Source organism: Leeuwenhoekiella sp. NPDC079379 (genome assembly GCF_044542075.1).
Classification (GTDB): domain Bacteria; phylum Bacteroidota; class Bacteroidia; order Flavobacteriales; family Flavobacteriaceae; genus Leeuwenhoekiella.
This window is the reverse complement of sequence record NZ_JBITTU010000002.1, coordinates 375,885-393,926: the sequence shown is the minus strand read 5'-3', so window position 1 is coordinate 393,926 and position 18,042 is coordinate 375,885. Positions and strand designations below refer to the sequence as shown.

Sequence of the window (18,042 nt, the reverse complement as noted above, 5' to 3'; positions counted from 1 at the left end):
CGCAGGTATTAATTTTAGGTTTCTAAACTAACCTAATATTTTTATCATGGCCAAACAACCAAAAAAAGAGCAAGTCACCTTCAACAAAATTGATCAACTTGCTGAGCATACTAAAGAAATGAAGGGTACTACTTTGACTACTAATCAAGGTTTAAAAGTAAATGACACTAATAATTCACTAAAAGCTGGGGAACGCGGAGCCACACTACTCGAAGATTTTTTATTGCGTGAGAAAATAACCAGTTTTGATCACGAGCGCATTCCAGAACGTATTGTTCATGCACGTGGTAGCGCTGCTCACGGTTATTTTGAGCTATATAAGAGTATTGAAAATTATACAAAAGCAGGATTATTTACAGATACAAAAAGAAAAACGCCTGTATTCGTACGTTTTTCTACAGTTGCCGGTTCTAAAGGATCTCCTGACCTTGCACGCGATGTACGCGGTTTTGCAGTTAAATTTTATAATGAAGAAGGCACATGGGATCTTGTAGGTAATAATATGCCTATTTTTTTCATACAGGATGCGATGAAATTTCCTGATTTAATTCATTCTGTTAAACCAGAACCTAATAAAGAAATCCCGCAGGCAGCTTCTGCACATGATACTTTTTATGATTTTGTATCGCACGCAACAGAAACCTTGCACAATCACATCTGGGTAATGAGTGACCGTGCCATCCCGCGTAGTTTGCGTATGATGGAAGGTTTTGGGATACATACCTTTAGGTTTATTAATAAAGAAGGTAAATCACATTTCGTTAAATTCCATTGGAAACCAGTTTTGGGAGTGCATTCGGTAACCTGGGATGAGGCAGTAAAAATTAATGGCGCAGATGCAGATTTTCATCGAAGAGATTTATGGGACGCTATTGAAGCAGGTCAATACCCAGAGTGGGAATTTGGTATTCAGGTTGTTCCTGAAGAAGATGAACATAAATATGATTTTGACTTGTTAGATCCTACCAAGTTAATTCCTGAAGATATGGTTCCTGTTGAGATCATAGGTAAAATGACACTTAATAAAAATCCTGAAAATTTCTTTGCAGAAACAGAGCAGGTTGCATTCCTACCGGGTCATATTGTTCCGGGAATAGATTTTACTAACGATCCGCTTTTGCAAGGTCGCTTATTCTCGTATAGAGATACGCAACTTTCTCGTTTAGGAAGTCCTAACTTTCATCAAATCCCAATTAACAGACCTATTGTACCTTCTCACAACAACCAGCGTGACGGGCATATGCAAACAGAAATACCGAAAGGTCAAACGGCATATTTTCCAAACTCATTAACTATGGGTTGCCCACATCTTGCAAAAATGGCAGATGGTGGTTTTACCTCATATGAAGAGCGCATAGATGCTCGCAAAATACGCTCTCGTAGTGATAGCTTTAGCGATCACTTCTCACAACCGGCATTATTTTACAGAAGTTTAGCTACTTGGGAAAAAGAACATGTAGCTGATGCCTATACCTTTGAATTAGGTAAATGTGAACACCAGTACATTAAAGAGCGTATGCTGTGGTTAATTAATCAAATAGATACTGATTTAGCTGAGAAAGTTGCCGATGGCTTAGGATTAGAAATCCCTAAGGAAATTGAGCAACCTATAAATCAAGCGATAGGTGCAGATGCAGAAGTTGAAAATTTTCAACCTAAAGCAAAAAAAGAATATTTAAAAGAAGACAAAGCGTTGAGCCAGGCAAATACAAAATTTGAAAGTATAGCTACGAGACAGATTGCTGTTTTGGCCGCAGATGGTTTCTCTATGAAAGATTTCAAACCGTATAAAGATGCTCTAGAGAAAGGTGGTGCTATGGTTAAAATTATTGCGCCTCACGGAGGAAAAATCATGTGTGATGAACAAATGGAACATAAAGTCGCAGCAGCAATTATGACAACAGAAAGTGTTTTATTTGATGCAGTTTTTGTTCCGGGTGGTAAAAAGTCTATAGATTCACTATTGAAAACCGGGAAATACGGCAAGTTTATTAGTGAAGCTTTTAAACATTGTAAAGCAATTGCGGTTTGTAATGAGGGGGAAGATCTTATTAAAAATAGTTATATCAAAGATTATAAGGATGATAAAGCTGTTTTTGTAAATGCTAAACCTGAAGATTTTGTAAAAGCCATTGCGCAACATAGAAATTGGGATCGTATGGAGGTTGCCGCCAGCGTACCGGTATAGAATACAAGTAAAAAATAGGCTGCCAAATGGCAGCCTTTTTTTTATCGCTTAAATTTATTAAGCGCCGCGTTTCTTATCTTTATTGTCGTCTTGATCACCATATTGATTAACGTGCTTATCCTTTAAAGGGCCTTTATCAATATTGCTTTTTTTCTCTTTCTTGTCGTTCTTGGTCTCTTTATCGTCTTTACTCATAATTTTAAGATTTGAATTAGTTTTATTAGATTGAGATTTAAACAATTCTCAATCACTTATAAATCAACCAAAAGTTACTTTTTAAGAATTGAAATCTTCTTAATTTTTTCCTATTATTAGATTCTAATTAGTATTAATATATGTATAAACTCAAAGTGAAATCAATTTTGCTTTGGTTAGTGGTTTTTCAATATATCCTTTTACAAGTTCATATTGTTCAGCTCTATTTTTATCTGCTAGATCAACAGATGAAGTAACCAATATCACTGAAAATCGGTTAGAATTTTCAAAACTGTTGAGTTTTTCAATAAAATCCCAACCATCTAATTGTGGCATATTTATATCTAAATAAAATAAAATACTTATAGTATCTGACACTTGAGATATACATAATAATGCCTCCTCGGCATCTATAAATATTTTAGGCACCTCATTATGTACATTAACTATCACGTGTTTATGAATAAGACAAATGACTTTATCATCATCAATTATAAAAATTTCTCTATTCATTAAGTGATGATTTTACTCTGTTAACAAAGATGCCTTTTTTGATATAGATCTAATAATCTCATCAAGCTCTACCGCCGAATTTAAAAATTCGTTTAAAAACATTTTATTATCATCTGCATCTAAGGGTAATTCTTCATTAACAAGCTCTACAATTCCCATCATTTTTGCTAAAGGTGCGCGTACCACGTGTGATTGAACGCGAGCTATCTCCTGTAAACGTCTATTCTTATCTTCAATTTCTTGTATATGCTCTAAAGTTTCAGATATATCTACAGCCATAACAACCCTTAAAGGATCTGTTTCAGTACTTAATTGATTACTATGCACTTCTACTTTAAAAATACTTCCATCTTTTTTCTTGTGTAGATAACCTCCTACTTTTCGAACATCTATATTCTTTTTAGTGTGTTCTACTACTTCTATTAATTTTTTTATCTCTTCTTCAGGACGCATTTCCTTAATGGTCATATTCAAAAATTCTTCTCTTGAATACCCATAATTTTTAATAGCAGCTTTATTTACCTGAATTATTTGTAGTGTATTTAAGTTATAAACCCAACAAGGTATGGGCATTAATTGAAATAGATCACTATTGCGTTTTTCTGAGGCTACTAAAGATAATTTTAATAATTTTTGAAAAGTAACATCTTGAAAGGTACCTTCAATACGCTTAGAATTATGACCCTTATTGGTTGTGGTACAGCGAATCCATTTAAAACTGCTATCCTCAAACACTATTCTAAAGTAAAAGTTATTTTCATCAATAGATTGCTCGTTAAAAAAATTTGCTTTAAAACTTTCAACATCTTCAGGATGTATCGTTTTTATAATATAATCAATATTGAAAATTTCGCTGTCATCGGGAAGATTCCAAATTTTATAAATTTGATTTGACCAGTACGTATTTTTAGTCCTTTTATCTAACTCCCAATATCCTAACCTGGCTATTCTCTGAGCAATCTTAAGTCGCCTGTTAGTAAATGTAACTTTCTGCGTTGCCAGTTTACGTTCTGTTATGTCAGAATGCGTTCCAAACATTAATAACGGTACATCGTCGTCATTCCACTTTACTATTCTACCGCGATCTAGTATCCAAACCCAAGAACCATTTTTATGTCTTAACCTGTATTCACATGAATAAAAGTTAGTCATTCCATTAAAATATTCTGATAAGGTCTTTTGAAAATTTTTAATGTCATTTTTATGTATTCTACTGTATAATGAATCCTTAGTTACCGGCTTTAGCTCATCTAATTCATAACCGAGTATTTCAGCGAGTTTATCATTATAGATTACGTTACCTGTATTCAAATTCCATTCCCAGGTTCCCACATTTGAAGCTTCAATAATATTAGAAAACCGCTCTGATTTATCTTTAAATAGTGCTTTACTAATCTCTAAGTCTCTAGTCTTTTTCTGTAATTCAAAAATTTGTAGAATCTGATTCGCCAAACTTTTTAATCCTTCAAATTGCTGATCAGACAATTGTCGTTCTTTATGATCTATTACACATAAAGTACCCAGAATAAAATTCTCCTCATTAATGATGGGAAAACCCGCGTAAAATTTTATGTGGGGATATCCGGTTACATATTTATTTTTAGAAAAACGAGGGTCAATATTGGTATTTTCTACGATTAATGGTTGGTTGCAATTTTTCAATAAAAACTCGCAAAATGCTTCCTCACGCGGCACCTCTTTTAAATCTATACCATAGTTAGAAATAAAATTATGTCGATGCTCTTCCATAAAACTTATAAGTACAGAAGGTGCGCCACTTAATATTGAAGCAACTTTTGCTATCTGATCAAAATCTTCTTTACGCGCATCTTCTACAAATAGGTAAGAGTTGACACTCTTTAACCGTTGAGATTCTTTATCCTGTAATTTTTGCATAAGCCAGACCTTAAAACGTCAAATTCGTAAGCTACTTCCTACTAAATATAAAAACAATTTAAAACAATGCATTAATATCTGTATAGAATTTATGACACAAAAAATTAATGATCTGTATATCAGAATACTGATATATTTTTGAGAAGGCAAATTTGGTTTGTAATTATAATTTAATCATTTAAGTACTTTAAAACTAAACTATAATATTTTAATTAGGATAAACCAGACAATAAGTTAGATGAAATGCAATTTATAAAATTTTATTCTCAATTATCTCACATCTAATTATTCTATTTTTTTACTGAATTGTTTATCTCCAACTACCTGTTTTAATACTAAATAATAAGCGGTATATTTAAGTGTCATTACAAAGTATTACTCGTTAACTTTCCTATAAAACACCTTATAAATTTGAAAATTAAACCCATATCGCTGCTTTTAATTTTATTTTTTACATTCTTAGGCACCTGCTTTTCACAAATTAAAGACTACCCTGCATACGACTTCACTCAACTTAAGAATAACATAACCCAACGGGCTGTATCTACAATTGCTCAGGATCAACAGGGGTTTATTTGGTTAGGAACTAATGGTCTGGGATTAAATAAATATAATGGAATTGATTATACACCTTATCAATTTAGCTCACAAGATTCTACGAGTCTCAGTAATTCGCTTATACACGCCACCTATGTAGATAGTCAAAATAAAGTCTGGGTCGCTACAGAAACGGGTCTCAATGTATATAATAGAGACCAGGATAATTTTAAACGCATACCACTAATTGAGAATCTTGGCTCTGGTATGATTTCGGTACAGGCCATTTTAGAACATGAGGATGGTTCTATTCTGGTAGGTACACATCAACACGGGCTCTTTGAGGTAAATAGTCATAATTATACGAGTAAAGCTTTCAAAACTGCAGGCTTAAAACAAATAAATAATTTACTTATAAATAGTCTAGCCTCTTTTGATAACCGCTATTTGTTAGGAACTAATCTAGGCGTTTTTGAGCTAGACGTTGCAAACCAGCTCATAAAGCCATTCTCTATTAATACTTTAAAGGGTAAAGTTTCTGTAAAGAACGCTATCAAAACCATGCAGGTAGATCATAAAGGAAATATTTGGCTGGGAACAATTAATCAGGGTTTAATTAAAATTGACAAAAATGAGAACGGAAGATTTGTAATTAAAGAGTTTCCTATTACATCTAAACGCGTTTTATCATTATTGAATACACCCCGAAATACCATTTTATGTGGCACAGAAAACGATGGTTTATTTGAACTCAGTCCTAATGGGGAACTACTTAACCATTATTACAATACTAAATTTAAGGACACCGGTATTAAATCTAATTCAATCTGGTCATTATTTCTTGATAATCAAGAGCGCATTTGGATAGGATATTATAACAATGGTGTAGGCGTATTTGACAGATTCTACGATAAATTTAAAGATCTAGAAAGCAAACCCAATTACCCTAATTCATTACAATCAAGCTCGGTTACAGGTATTCAAAAAGATGAATTAGATAGATTATGGCTGGGTATAGATGGTGGCGGCATAGATGTTTACGATACTAAGAGCAACATATTTACGCATTTATTAGATACTGAAAACACAATAGCTACGGGTCTTAGGTCTGCAGATGTGCAAACTTTGTTTAAGGACAGTAAAGGAACTTTATGGGTAGGAACCTGGGATTATGGCATTTATGCTTTAGAAAAAGATTCTAAAAAATTTATTAATTATACCATCTCAAATACAAACGGAAAACTAAGTTCAAATAGAGTTTCTAGCTTCTCTGAAGATTCTAAAGGCATTATCTGGATAGGTACATTCTCGCACGGTATTCATTCTTTTAACCCATATACAAAAGAATTCTCGAATTATAACCAGAAAATATTTAAGGAAAACAACCTGAATTATAGTGACGTTCGTAAAGTCTATGTTGATAGTGAAGATAATCTCTGGATAGGTGGAAATGCAGGTTTGTATAAATTTAAAACCACAGATAATAACTACGCCTTAGAAAATCTTACAGCACAATTATACAAAGACGGTGGCTCTAAGAATCCTAAAAGTCTAGTTATAGAAATTTATGAAGACTCTTCTAAAAATATTTGGATAGGTACAGACCTTGCGGGATTAAGTAAATATGAGATGAACACAAATACTTTCTCTTGGGTAGAACTAGCTAAAGGTTTTAACAAGATAACGGTTTCTAAAGTTATTGAAGATGAGTCTGGTTTTTTATGGATTGCCGGAAACAACGGTTTAACCCATATAGATAAAAATAAAAATATTCTCAAAAGTTACTCAACTACAGATGGTTTACTGGCTAATGACTTTAATGGTGCAGCCTATAAAGATGAGAATGGTCAAATTTATTTTGGCTCGTATGAAGGTGTAAATTATTTTAATCCAAAAGAACTACCCGTAAATAGAAATACCCCTTCGGTTTACTTAAGTGATCTAAAACTCTTTAATGCATCTGTGAAGCCAGGTACAAAAAAATCGGTTTTAGACAGGGTTATTTCACAAACTAATAAAGTAACCTTTAATCATGAACAGTCAGTTTTTACCATAGATTATGCGGCGATAGACTTTACAAGACCCGAAAATATTCAGTTTGCATATTACTTAGAAGGTTTTGAAGATAACTGGAATTACGTTCAAAACACGAGAAGTGCCACCTACACAAATCTTCCTTCTGGAAATTATATTTTTAACGTAAAAGCAGCTAACAGTGATGGTATATGGAGCGATGACATTGTTAAGCTTCGCATAACTGTTCTGCGCCCCTGGTGGTTTAGTAACCTGGCATTTGTATCGTATTTATTTTTATTAATTGCCACATCATACATTATTTATAACTTCATTAATGCGCGATTAAAGGCTAAACGAGCTATTGAACAAGAACGCAAAAATCATCTTCAGGAAGAAGCCCTCAACGCTAAGAAAATTCAATTTTTTACAAATATATCACACGAGTTTAGAACGCCATTAACACTTATACTAAGTCCGTTAGACGCTATTTTAAAAGATGCTTCGGTTCCCGAAAAACTAAAGAATAAACACCGCATAATTCATAAAAATACTACACGCTTAAAACGACTTATTGACGAGTTGATGGACTTTAGAAAGCTTCAGTTTAATAAAATTCCATTACACGTTTCAGAATTTGATATCAGGACATTAGTTTCCGAAATACTCGATTACTTTCATGAAGAGGCACATCAACGTAATATTGTGTTATCACTAGAAATTAGAAATGATTTAAAATCTATTTGGGCAGATAAAAATAAACTCGAAAAAATAATTTTTAATATTCTTTCAAATGCTTTTAAGAGTACATCTAATAATGGCATTATAACGCTTCATGTTAGTTTAAAAAAGAAATATATCTTTAAACGTATACCTAATACTCCTACCGAAGCTCTAGAAATAAGCATCGAAGACACTGGTAAAGGAATCGCTACAGATGAACTGGAAAAAATCTTCGACCGCTTTTATCAAATAAAAGAATTAAACGAGCAATATTTTGGAGGAACCGGTATAGGCCTTGAAGTTGTGAGCAGCTTTGTAAATCTGCATAAGGGAGAAATTTATGTGGAAAGTGAAATAGGTGTAGGTACAAAATTTAGAATTTTAATTCCCATAAGTGAAGAGCATTATGATTCTACAGACCGCATTGAACTTCCCTTTGGTAAAGCAGAATTTACAAATCAGATTCAAGAAACCGTTTCAGCTATTGAAGTAGAAAGCTATACAGATAAAAAAACTCTTTTGATTGTAGAAGACAATCCTGAACTTAGAAAATATCTGGTCACCGAACTTGCGGAAAACTATACTATTCTCGAGGCTGAAGATGGTGAGGAAGGATTAAAAAAAGCTATCGAGAGCACCCCAGACATAATAATAACCGATGTAATTATGCCAAAGATGAACGGCGTCACCTTATGTTCACACCTCAAAAGTGATCTTAAAACAAGTCATATCCCGGTGCTTATGCTCACTGCTAAAGCAATGGCAGACGACTGGATAGAAGGTTTAGATTCTGGGGCAGATGCTTACCTCAACAAACCTTTTAATATGGCGGTAATGCAATCACATCTCAAGCAATTAGTTAAAAACAGAGAATTACTATTTAAAAAATTTATTGGCAACGTAGTCCCGGTAAAACCAGTCACAAATCCGGTATCCTTAGATCAACAGTTTATACTAAAAATAATTGCCTATATACAGGAAAATATAAATGAGTCTGAACTTAATGTAGAAAAACTTGCAGATGAATTTAGTTTAAGTAGAAGTCAGCTTTACCGAAAAATAAAAGCACTTACCGGTTTAACGGCTAATGAGTTTATACGCAATTTACGTCTTGAGCGCGCTAAGAAATTAATTGAAGAAAGCAATAACTCTATAAGTGAGATTAGTTTTAATGTAGGCTTTTCCTCCCCTTCCTATTTCTCAAAATGCTTCAAAGCACACTTTGGGATACTTCCTACTGAAATCAAAAAGGATTAGAGCTAATTATAAAAGTACAATTCACGCAGTGCAATATTATAATTGATTTACAAAAAAGCTTTATGATACAGATGCTACAGCTTAAAATATATTTTTTAGAATAGAGTAACCACAATACACATCTAGGTTTAGTTGATATATAAATTAGGGTAATATATAGAATAAAAAAATGAGGGCTTTCGCCCTCATTTTCGTTGCTAATTGTAAATTCAGATAAATGAGTTAATCTACAAGTTCGCCACTAAAATCTTCACTAACATCTCTTCCTGCTAGACCATCAGCCACACCTTTATATGCCGGTTTTCTACCAAAGTTGGTGTCAAATACATTAGGAGACTCCTCCGGTAGCCAGAATTCATGTTCATTAGCCTTATCAGATAAATTCCATAAGGTGATCCCATATTGCTGTGATGCAGGTATAATCTCACGGAAAGAATCTACTACAAATTGATACATAGCAGACTGGTCTAACAACTGTTGCATAGTAGGTGATGCGGTACCTAATCGCACGTCTAATTCGCTAACCTTAATCAGTTTACCACTAGCAGCTAATTTTTGAAACATCTGTACAATATTGTCTCTGCTTGTATTTAGAGAAATATGCATTTGTGTACCTATACCGTCAACCTCAGCTCCCTGACTTTCTATATAATTTGTATACTCTATAAGACCATCTAATTTTGCTAAACTAGACTCCAGATTATAATCGTTTATAAACAGAACATCATCAGAATTACCATACTGTCTCGCCAGTTTAAATGCTGTTACTGCATAGTCTTTTCCTAAATATTTTACCCAGTAGAAATCATCATTTGCAGGATCTGTAACATTACCGTCACGCAAGCTACCTCCTTCTTTCATAGGCTCATTAACAACATCCCACGCGTGAACATCTGCTTTATAATGTGTAAGCATTTGAGACATCCAATTTTCCATTGCGTCCCCTATCAATTCTGCTTTTTCTTCGTCAGTTTTTTCGATGATAATAGTCTCTGAACCTGCCGCGACTTCACCGGTAGTAAGTACTATATCATCAATATAGAATGTTGCTGCAGAAGCCCCAAAATCAAATATAAACTTCTTACGATCTGCTTTACTTGGGGTTAGGGTGCGTACCACTTGCGTCCAGTTTGTAGTTGTATTAATAGCTCCCGAATAATCTGCAGAATAATCTGGACTCTGTAATTCTACTTCTAGAGATGCTGCTACATCAGATTTTATGTAGAATGAGATGGTATGCGCTACACCACTTTCTAAAGATGTCGGAAATTCAAAAACTTGCTGAGCCGAGTACGAATTGGCAACTACAGGATTTGTTAATACCATCGCATAATCACTACTATACCCTGCTCCCTGTGCAGATACAGAACGGGACGATCCGTTGCCATAACCACTCCACGGGTTTAAGGAGGCATTTTCAAAATCACTATTGGTTATTAAATTTACCACTTCAGTTTCTGCATCAAGATCTACAAGACTCAGCGTATTTACATCTACATAATAATTAACATTAGACCCATACCCGAAATTAAAATCTATTCCAAAAGGTTGTAATTGGCCACCTTCAGTTTTAAAATCACTTACTGTAAATTTTACTTGTTTCCATTCTGAGGTTGTTGCAAAATTATCTGAGGCGCCAGAACCATACCAATCTTTATAAGGATAATTATTGTCTAAACCTCTAAAGGTAACTTTACCGTTTCCGCTATTATCTGATCGCACATAAAAAGAAATCTCATACGTATGCCCGGCTATAATACCGGTATTTAATGGAGATCTAAACTGTAAATCGTAATAATTAGCCGGAGTTGCCGCTTCAAACTTTACTGCTTGTGATCCTGCTGCAAGCCCTTCGTCTGCTGCAACTGTAACAGTGCCATTTTTTCCCCAGCCGGTAAGACTTCCATCCTTAAGGCTAGATAAATCTAGAATATTGCCTCCACTGGTACCGGGAATTATGGTTGGGGCTATTAAACTATTAAGATAATTTGCGTTTTGATTTGCATGCCAAACTAATGTATGCCCATATACATCAAGACCGGCTTCATTAGTTAATGCGATAAAATTATCTACCGGGCCAAAATTAATCTGTCCCTGATTGTTAACCATCGCACCATGCTTCATCGCGTAACCTACCGTTGCATCATCATAATTTTCATTTACCAGAGCTCTATAAGCCGCGTCGTTCACATATAGATCCATAACGATACCAACACCTAAAACAAAGTCTGTGTAGGTCTTAAGTGGCTCATATCGACTTATTTTCTCTGCAAGTTCAAGTGGTAATTCTGCAGTGGTAATTTGATTCTCTTCCGGTACTTCTTCCCAGTCCATAATACTATCCTCACAAGAGGACATCAACCCTACAAAAATTAGGAATGCCGGTATTAATTTTAAGTTTTTCATCGCTTTATTTTTTATGTTATTCAGGAAAATCTGTAACCGTAGGTACTTCTAGAGATACAATTCTCCAATTGTCTGTATATATATCCACATATGTAGGTGTGGCAGCAAATTCTACATCACTGGGACTTCTAGTTACATTACTCAGCAAAACATCTGTGTTATTAAAAAACATCCCAAAATTTTTAAATGTTGCCGCTTCACGGAATGCCAGCAGGTCTGCAAAAGTGAATTCTGTATCTTCAGCTTCATAATTGTAGAAATCTGTAAACGGTACGGTAACCGTGGTCCAGCCTTCAGTCATAAAAGGTTCACGCTCCTCATCTACAATCCACGGCACATAATTATAAGTTCCGCCATTCCATTCACCACCATTAAAATTATTGATGAGTAAAATTTGTAAAACACCGCTGTTCCACGCTTTCGGAACATAAATATCAAATTGAAAAGCCAGCTCTTCTAATGGAGTAGTTGTTGGAAAAAAGGGTGTGAATTGCGTGCGCCAGCTTTCGCCCCCTGTTGTAAATACTTCAGATAAACGATTTGAACCTGCCGGAAACGTTCCTTTTCCTTCGGGACGATGCGGTACATAAGTACCTTGTGACGTATTACCTTCACCTATTACTTCAGATTCTAATTGAGCTGTGCGAATGGTGTTTCCAAATTCACCAATACCTCCCATACCATCAAAGTTGAGAATCACACCTTCTTTAAAATTGAAATATGCAGGAGAATAGGCTGCACCATTTGCAGACTCTATATAAATAGAGCCTCCTGAGGTCGCTACACCTTCAGGCATAGTTACCGTAAAAAACTCACCATCTACTTCGTCAAATATTATTCCGTTTGTAACCTCAACGTCTCCCGGAAAAACAACTTTTGTAACTTCAATTAAACCAGAACCATATACCGTGATTTCTTCACCCGGCTTTGGCATTGTATGCGAAATACGATTTATTTGAGGTGCAGAAGATCTAATTTCAAATTCAATAATCTTTTCTGAATTGTCTTTTACAAAACGTATCGTATTGCGTACCTCATCTGCTGCTTCTACCGTAGGGGTATCACCCGAAACCCGAACAAGCATCGAGGTATCTGATACATAAACCGGATTGAAACCAGTTTGATAACCATTTATAAATACGCGTTTAAGCCCTGTAAATCCAGAACCTTCTATGCGTAATAATTGTCCTAATCTTACAAATTCTACCTGACGGTCTGGTACTGCAGAATTTACATCTTGAAGAAAAACCGCACTTACGGTTATCTCTCCTCCCGTTGCATCGTCATCATTAGAACAACTTGCAAGAATTAAAAAGAACAAGAATGCCCCAAAAAACCGGGCTAAGCTCCTATCCAAATTTTTTATTAATATGTCTTTCATCTGTAAACTAGTTTTAGTTATTTCTAATGTATTATTCAAATAAGTCTGTAATACGTTCTTCAGTAAATTCATAAGGAACAGCAGCTTCTCTCAATAGCGGATTTTGAACCACTTCAGATTCAGGATATGGTAATAAAAAAATGCCTTCATCAACCACACCTATAGCACGAGATTCCGGGTCACGCGTATCATCTATATTTGCTTCGTTCTTTTCTTCATCATATGTAAATGGCACAACTACATCACGATCCTGAGCACTTATATAGTTGATCATTTCTTGCTCTTTGTAATAGGCTCTACGCACGATATCATACCAGAATTGCCCTTCCATACACAGTTCAACTCTACGCTCGTGAAACAAATCATTAAATGTTAAAGATGTTTTTGAGGAGAGACCCGCTCTGGTACGCAATGCATTTACATACATTAAAGCAGTTGCATCTGTAGTTGAAGCATTGTTGCCCAACGCAGCTTCTGCATAATTTAAATACACCTCACCCAAGCGTAACATATAGGTATTTAAAGCAGAATTTTGTCGTGAAATACTAGGATTATCTTTAGTAGAACCTACAACTCCTTTTTTTACATTCACATACGTATTCTCGTGATCTACAAGATACCCGCCATTAGCTTTGCTCAACTCGGGATAAAAATCTCCATCTGCCATCCAAGTTACTTTGCGACGCAAATCTCTAGCTTCATACTCTTCTAATACATCATAAGACGCTCGAGTAAAAAAACCATAAGCAGCATCATCACCTGTAATTTCTGAACCTAAGGCAAAGAATGCCTGATGCGGATTATTTACACCATACTCTCCGTTAGGAACCCATTGCAATGCAAAAAGTGATTCTGAATTATTATTATTTTCGACTTTAAAGAGATCTTCATAGTCATCTAATAAGGTATACGGTCCTTCTTCAATTACTTTTGCCGCAGCTTGTTTAGCCAGGTCAAGTAGTTGTTGATTTCTGTTTCCACTATTTGCATTATCGCTTAGACCTGCATAAGACAGATATAAACGTGATAACATCCCAAAGGCACTGTATTTTGTTACTCTTCCGGCTTGACCGGCTTGTTCTGGTAAAAACTTAGCAGCATACTCCATATCGCGTATTGCAAACTCATACACATCAGAACGCGGACTTTTATTCACAATAGGATTGCTAATGATATCTGCCTGACTGGTAGCGATAATAGCATCACCCCACAACGAGGCGATATACCAGTATGCAGCGCCCCTCATAAAGCGAGCTTCGGCGATATATTGCGTTTTTAATTCTTCTTCAACACTACTGCCTTCTATGGCTTCAATCGTATTATTGGACTGCTGAATTACAATATAAAATGATCTCCAGGCTTCAACTAAAGGTCCGGTTAGTCCTGTTTCAGTTAAATCGCTAAACGGATAGATATAATCTGAAAATGGCGCATAAAGATTATAAGAACGCCCGTCTCCCAAACCAAAATAGAATTTATCATTAAATGAAAACCAAACGCGATTGTATAAGGGTGCAGTAGCAGCTCTAAAATCTTCTTCAGACTGAAAGAAATTTTCTTTTGCAATCTGATCATTAGGTTCTATCTCCAGATCATCGCTACAGCCAGAAATACTAAGTGCCAGAGCGGTAATTAAAAACGTATAAATTAAGGTATGTGTTCGCATAGTATTTTTATTAAAAATTGACATTTAGACCCAGTGTATAAATACGAGGTGATGGATAACGACCATTATCAATACCTGTTAATAGTGCATCCTGATTAAGGGAGCCCACTTCAGGATCGTAACCAGAGTACTTCGTGAATGTGTAAACATTCTGAAGGTTTGTAAATATTTTAAAATTGAGTAAACCGAATTTTTCTATAAAATCTCGAGGAAGACTGTATCCAAAAGAGATATTTTGAATTCTCAAATACGACCCATCTTCAAGAAAACGGTTGCTGTATCTAAAGTTTGAGGTTGATGCCGCCGATGATGCAGCAATTCTAGGCATATACCGGTCGCCGCCTACAATCTGCACGTTTCGGTAATCATTAGGACCATCAGGATTAATTAAGCCTAGTTCTGCATAACCTAAAGCAGTATGTAATAGGTTTGTATTACCTCTTGGGTTTTCTAAGAAACGTCTTTGATAATTAACAATTTCGTTCCCATATTGCCCAGATAGCTGTACGTTAAGATCAAAACCTTTATAGCTAAACGAGTTTCCTATACCATAACTAAAATCTGGTAATGGGTTTCCTATGTAATCCCGATCCTGCTCATTAATTACGCCATCGTTATTGATATCTTCAAATTTGTAATCTCCTATCCATACGCCATTTTCACTTATGGTTAAGCCTTCGGGTAATGCAGTAGGAACAACTTCTCCGGCTTCATTTCGGTAATAAAAATCTGTTGCATCTTCAAAACGACCTATTACTTTATAACCATAAAACTGCCCTATAGGTTTTCCTACAGCTGTACGCGTTACAATCGTAATATCTGAACCTTGCTGAAGTGTTCTGTTTAAAATTCCGGTTTCCGTAGCCAGACCTAAAACTTTATTTCTATTTAATGTGAATATGAGGTTTGACTTCCATTGAAAGTTGCCATTATCAATATTTACCGTATTCAAAGTAAGCTCCAGACCTTTATTCTCAAGGGAACCTATGTTCACATAAGGTGCTGAAGTTGCCCCTACTCCGCTTGTACCTGCATAATCAGGATAGGGAGCCAATAATAGAAGGTCTTTAGTTTTCTTATAATAAATGTCTGCGATAAATTCTAGGCGGTTATTAAACATATTAAGGTCAAGACCTAAGTTGCTTGAGTAGGTAGTTTCCCATTGCAAATCTGCATTTGCTGTATTTGCAGCCAATAAACCGGCTCCAAAAGGTGTAGGAGAAGCGGCATAAATAGATGTGTATGCATAGTTAGGAACACTTTGATTCCCTACTGCCCCATATCCCAGACGTAATTTAAGGTTGTTTATAAAATCATTTTCTTTTAGGAAATCTTCGTTTGAAACCTTCCAGGCTAATGCTGCAGAAGGAAACCAACCCCATCTGTTTTCTCTTGAAAATTTTGAAGAACCGTCATAGCGTATGGTTGCCGTTAAAAGATATTTGTCATCAAATGAATAAAAGGCTCTTGCGAAATACGAATTAAGAGAACTTTTAAAACTGGCATTAGAATTACGAGCTGTAGTAGCATCTCCTGCATTTAAATCTGTAGCTCCATTTGTTAAATAGCCAGATCTATACCCAAATAAATTCTCAAAATAAGATTCCTGATATTCCTGCCCCAGAATTGCATTTATACTATGCACCCCAAACGAGCGATCATAGGTCAATACGTTACGGATGTTGTAATATTTATTATATCCTTTAGTACGCGTTCCCTCTCTGTTTGTGTTAGAAACACTTTCACTAAAAAAATACGAAGGGTTAAACGTGTAAGCATTTTGAAAACCGTAATCAATAGAATATTCCGTTCTTAAACTAAGTCCTTCAACAAATTCGATCTCAGCAAAAGTATTGGCTCGTATACCCGTATTTTCGGCACGATTATCACGTAGAAAAGCTAAACCTACCGGGTTACTCTGCGGAAACTCTTCATTTACCGGACCCGAAAAATCGCCATCTGCATTACGTACAGCGACATTAGGTGTTTGTCTTAAGGCCGTAAGAATTAAGGATTGATCTGAAAAGGTTGTATTTTGATTAATGGTATTGAACGCAAAATTGATTCCCATTTTCACATAATCTTTTACCTGAGAATCAAAAACACCACGCATCGTAAAACGCTCAAAAGAAGAACCCAGCGCAATACCTTCCTGATCTAAGTAACCTATACTCATATTATAAGTACTTTTCTCATTTCCGCCAGAGACAGAAAGGTTATGATTTTTCATCATCGCCCGGTCAAACATCGCATCCTGCCAGTCTGTACCTTCACCTAACAAATCTGGTCTTATAAAGTCTGCATCCCGCTGTACTATACCCAGATCTGCTCTGTTATTTTTATGAATAGCATATTCCCACAAGTTTAATAACTCTAATTGTTTGGGAATTTCTTGATAACCTATGTAATTGGAATACGTGATTGTAGCCGCACCATTTTTTCCTCGTTTAGTAGTGATAAGAATAACTCCGTTTGCTGCACGCGAACCATAAATAGCCGTTGCAGAAGCATCCTTTAAAATATCTACAGAAACAATGTCTGATGGGTTAATAGAGGCAAATGCATTTTGACCACCCTGACCTGTATTGCTGTCTACGATCACCCCGTCTATAACAAAAATAGGTTCATTAGAACCCGTGATTGAGCTCACCCCTCTAATACGTATAGAAGAACTTGCGCCGGGAGCACCACTATTTTGTTGAATTTGAACACCGGCAGCTCTACCCTGTAAAACCTGATCTAAAGTGGTAGGTATCGATTTTTCTATCGCTTCGCTAGAAACTGAAACCACAGCTCCGGTAACATCAGAACGTTTCATTTTACCATAACCGATTACCACTACTTCATCTAAAGATGATACATCAACCTCGAGTGTAAGATTAATAGATGTTTGATTATTTACGGGTACTTGCTTTGTCTGAAAACCCACATAGCTGAAGACCAAAACGCCATCTGCAGGAACATTACTAATTGAATAATTTCCGTCAAAATCGGTTACGACCCCATTTTGGGTTCCTTTTAATAAAACAGAAACACCGGGTATAGGTGCAGTATCATCAGATACGGTACCGGTAATTGTAGATTGAGCGAATCCCGCAAGCGAAATCAGACTCACCAGTAGCGTGAGATACACACCACAAAATTTCGGTTTGAGTTTGTTAAGTAAATGTTTTGTCATTGTCATAGATAGTTTAATAACGAGTTTAAAGATGATTAAGCAACTGCTTTACTATATCGATTGAATTTATGTGCATTCTATTATTTTTT

At 35.5% G+C, this 18,042-nt stretch carries 9 protein-coding genes; 2 read left to right on the top strand and 7 right to left on the bottom strand.

Features of this window, described 5'->3' with window-relative positions; genetic code table 11:
* Positions 1 to 46 precede the first annotated feature (46 nt).
* The gene (locus ACIGAM_RS05095; protein WP_396510378.1) at positions 47 to 2,188 is read left to right on the top strand and encodes a catalase; all 2,142 of its coding nucleotides are present in this window, start codon (positions 47 to 49) and stop codon (positions 2,186 to 2,188) included.
* A gap of 57 nt (positions 2,189 to 2,245) precedes the next feature.
* On the opposite strand, the gene ACIGAM_RS05090 is transcribed toward ACIGAM_RS05095, so the two are convergent.
* The 3 genes from ACIGAM_RS05090 to ACIGAM_RS05080 all read right to left on the bottom strand — a co-directional run bounded on the left by ACIGAM_RS05090 (position 2,246) and on the right by ACIGAM_RS05080 (position 4,792).
* Positions 2,246 to 2,383, bottom strand: coding sequence for a hypothetical protein (locus ACIGAM_RS05090; RefSeq protein ID WP_396510377.1), 138 nt, complete (start codon positions 2,381 to 2,383; stop codon positions 2,246 to 2,248).
* 150 nt (positions 2,384 to 2,533) lie between these two features.
* A complete protein-coding gene (locus ACIGAM_RS05085) occupies positions 2,534 to 2,896 on the bottom strand; it encodes a response regulator (RefSeq protein ID WP_396510376.1) in 363 nt (120 codons plus the stop codon).
* Positions 2,897 to 2,908: 12 nt separating this feature from the next.
* A complete protein-coding gene (locus ACIGAM_RS05080; RefSeq protein ID WP_396510375.1) occupies positions 2,909 to 4,792 on the bottom strand; it encodes a PAS domain S-box protein in 1,884 nt (627 codons plus the stop codon).
* Between the two features lie 411 nt (positions 4,793 to 5,203).
* On the opposite strand from ACIGAM_RS05080, the gene ACIGAM_RS05075 reads away from it, so the two are divergent.
* Positions 5,204 to 9,322: a two-component regulator propeller domain-containing protein gene (locus ACIGAM_RS05075; RefSeq protein ID WP_396510374.1), complete on the top strand. Its 4,119-nt coding sequence runs from the start codon at positions 5,204 to 5,206 to the stop codon at positions 9,320 to 9,322.
* A gap of 222 nt (positions 9,323 to 9,544) precedes the next feature.
* Here ACIGAM_RS05075 and ACIGAM_RS05070 read toward each other — a convergent pair whose 3' ends face one another.
* The 4 genes from ACIGAM_RS05070 to ACIGAM_RS05055 are packed head-to-tail and all read right to left on the bottom strand — an operon-like array spanning position 9,545 to position 17,953.
* Entirely contained in the window at positions 9,545 to 11,728 is a 2,184-nt protein-coding gene (locus ACIGAM_RS05070; protein WP_396510373.1) for an endo-1,4-beta-xylanase, read from the bottom strand.
* A gap of 16 nt (positions 11,729 to 11,744) precedes the next feature.
* Positions 11,745 to 13,109, bottom strand: a complete 1,365-nt coding sequence (locus ACIGAM_RS05065) for a glycan-binding surface protein (RefSeq protein WP_396510372.1) — start codon at positions 13,107 to 13,109, stop codon at positions 11,745 to 11,747.
* A 31-nt stretch (positions 13,110 to 13,140) separates the two neighbouring features.
* The gene (locus ACIGAM_RS05060) at positions 13,141 to 14,775 is read right to left on the bottom strand and encodes a RagB/SusD family nutrient uptake outer membrane protein (protein ID WP_396510371.1); all 1,635 of its coding nucleotides are present in this window, start codon (positions 14,773 to 14,775) and stop codon (positions 13,141 to 13,143) included.
* 10 nt (positions 14,776 to 14,785) lie between these two features.
* The gene (locus tag ACIGAM_RS05055) at positions 14,786 to 17,953 is read right to left on the bottom strand and encodes a SusC/RagA family TonB-linked outer membrane protein (RefSeq protein WP_396510370.1); all 3,168 of its coding nucleotides are present in this window, start codon (positions 17,951 to 17,953) and stop codon (positions 14,786 to 14,788) included.
* Between the last annotated feature and the right edge of the window lie 89 nt (positions 17,954 to 18,042).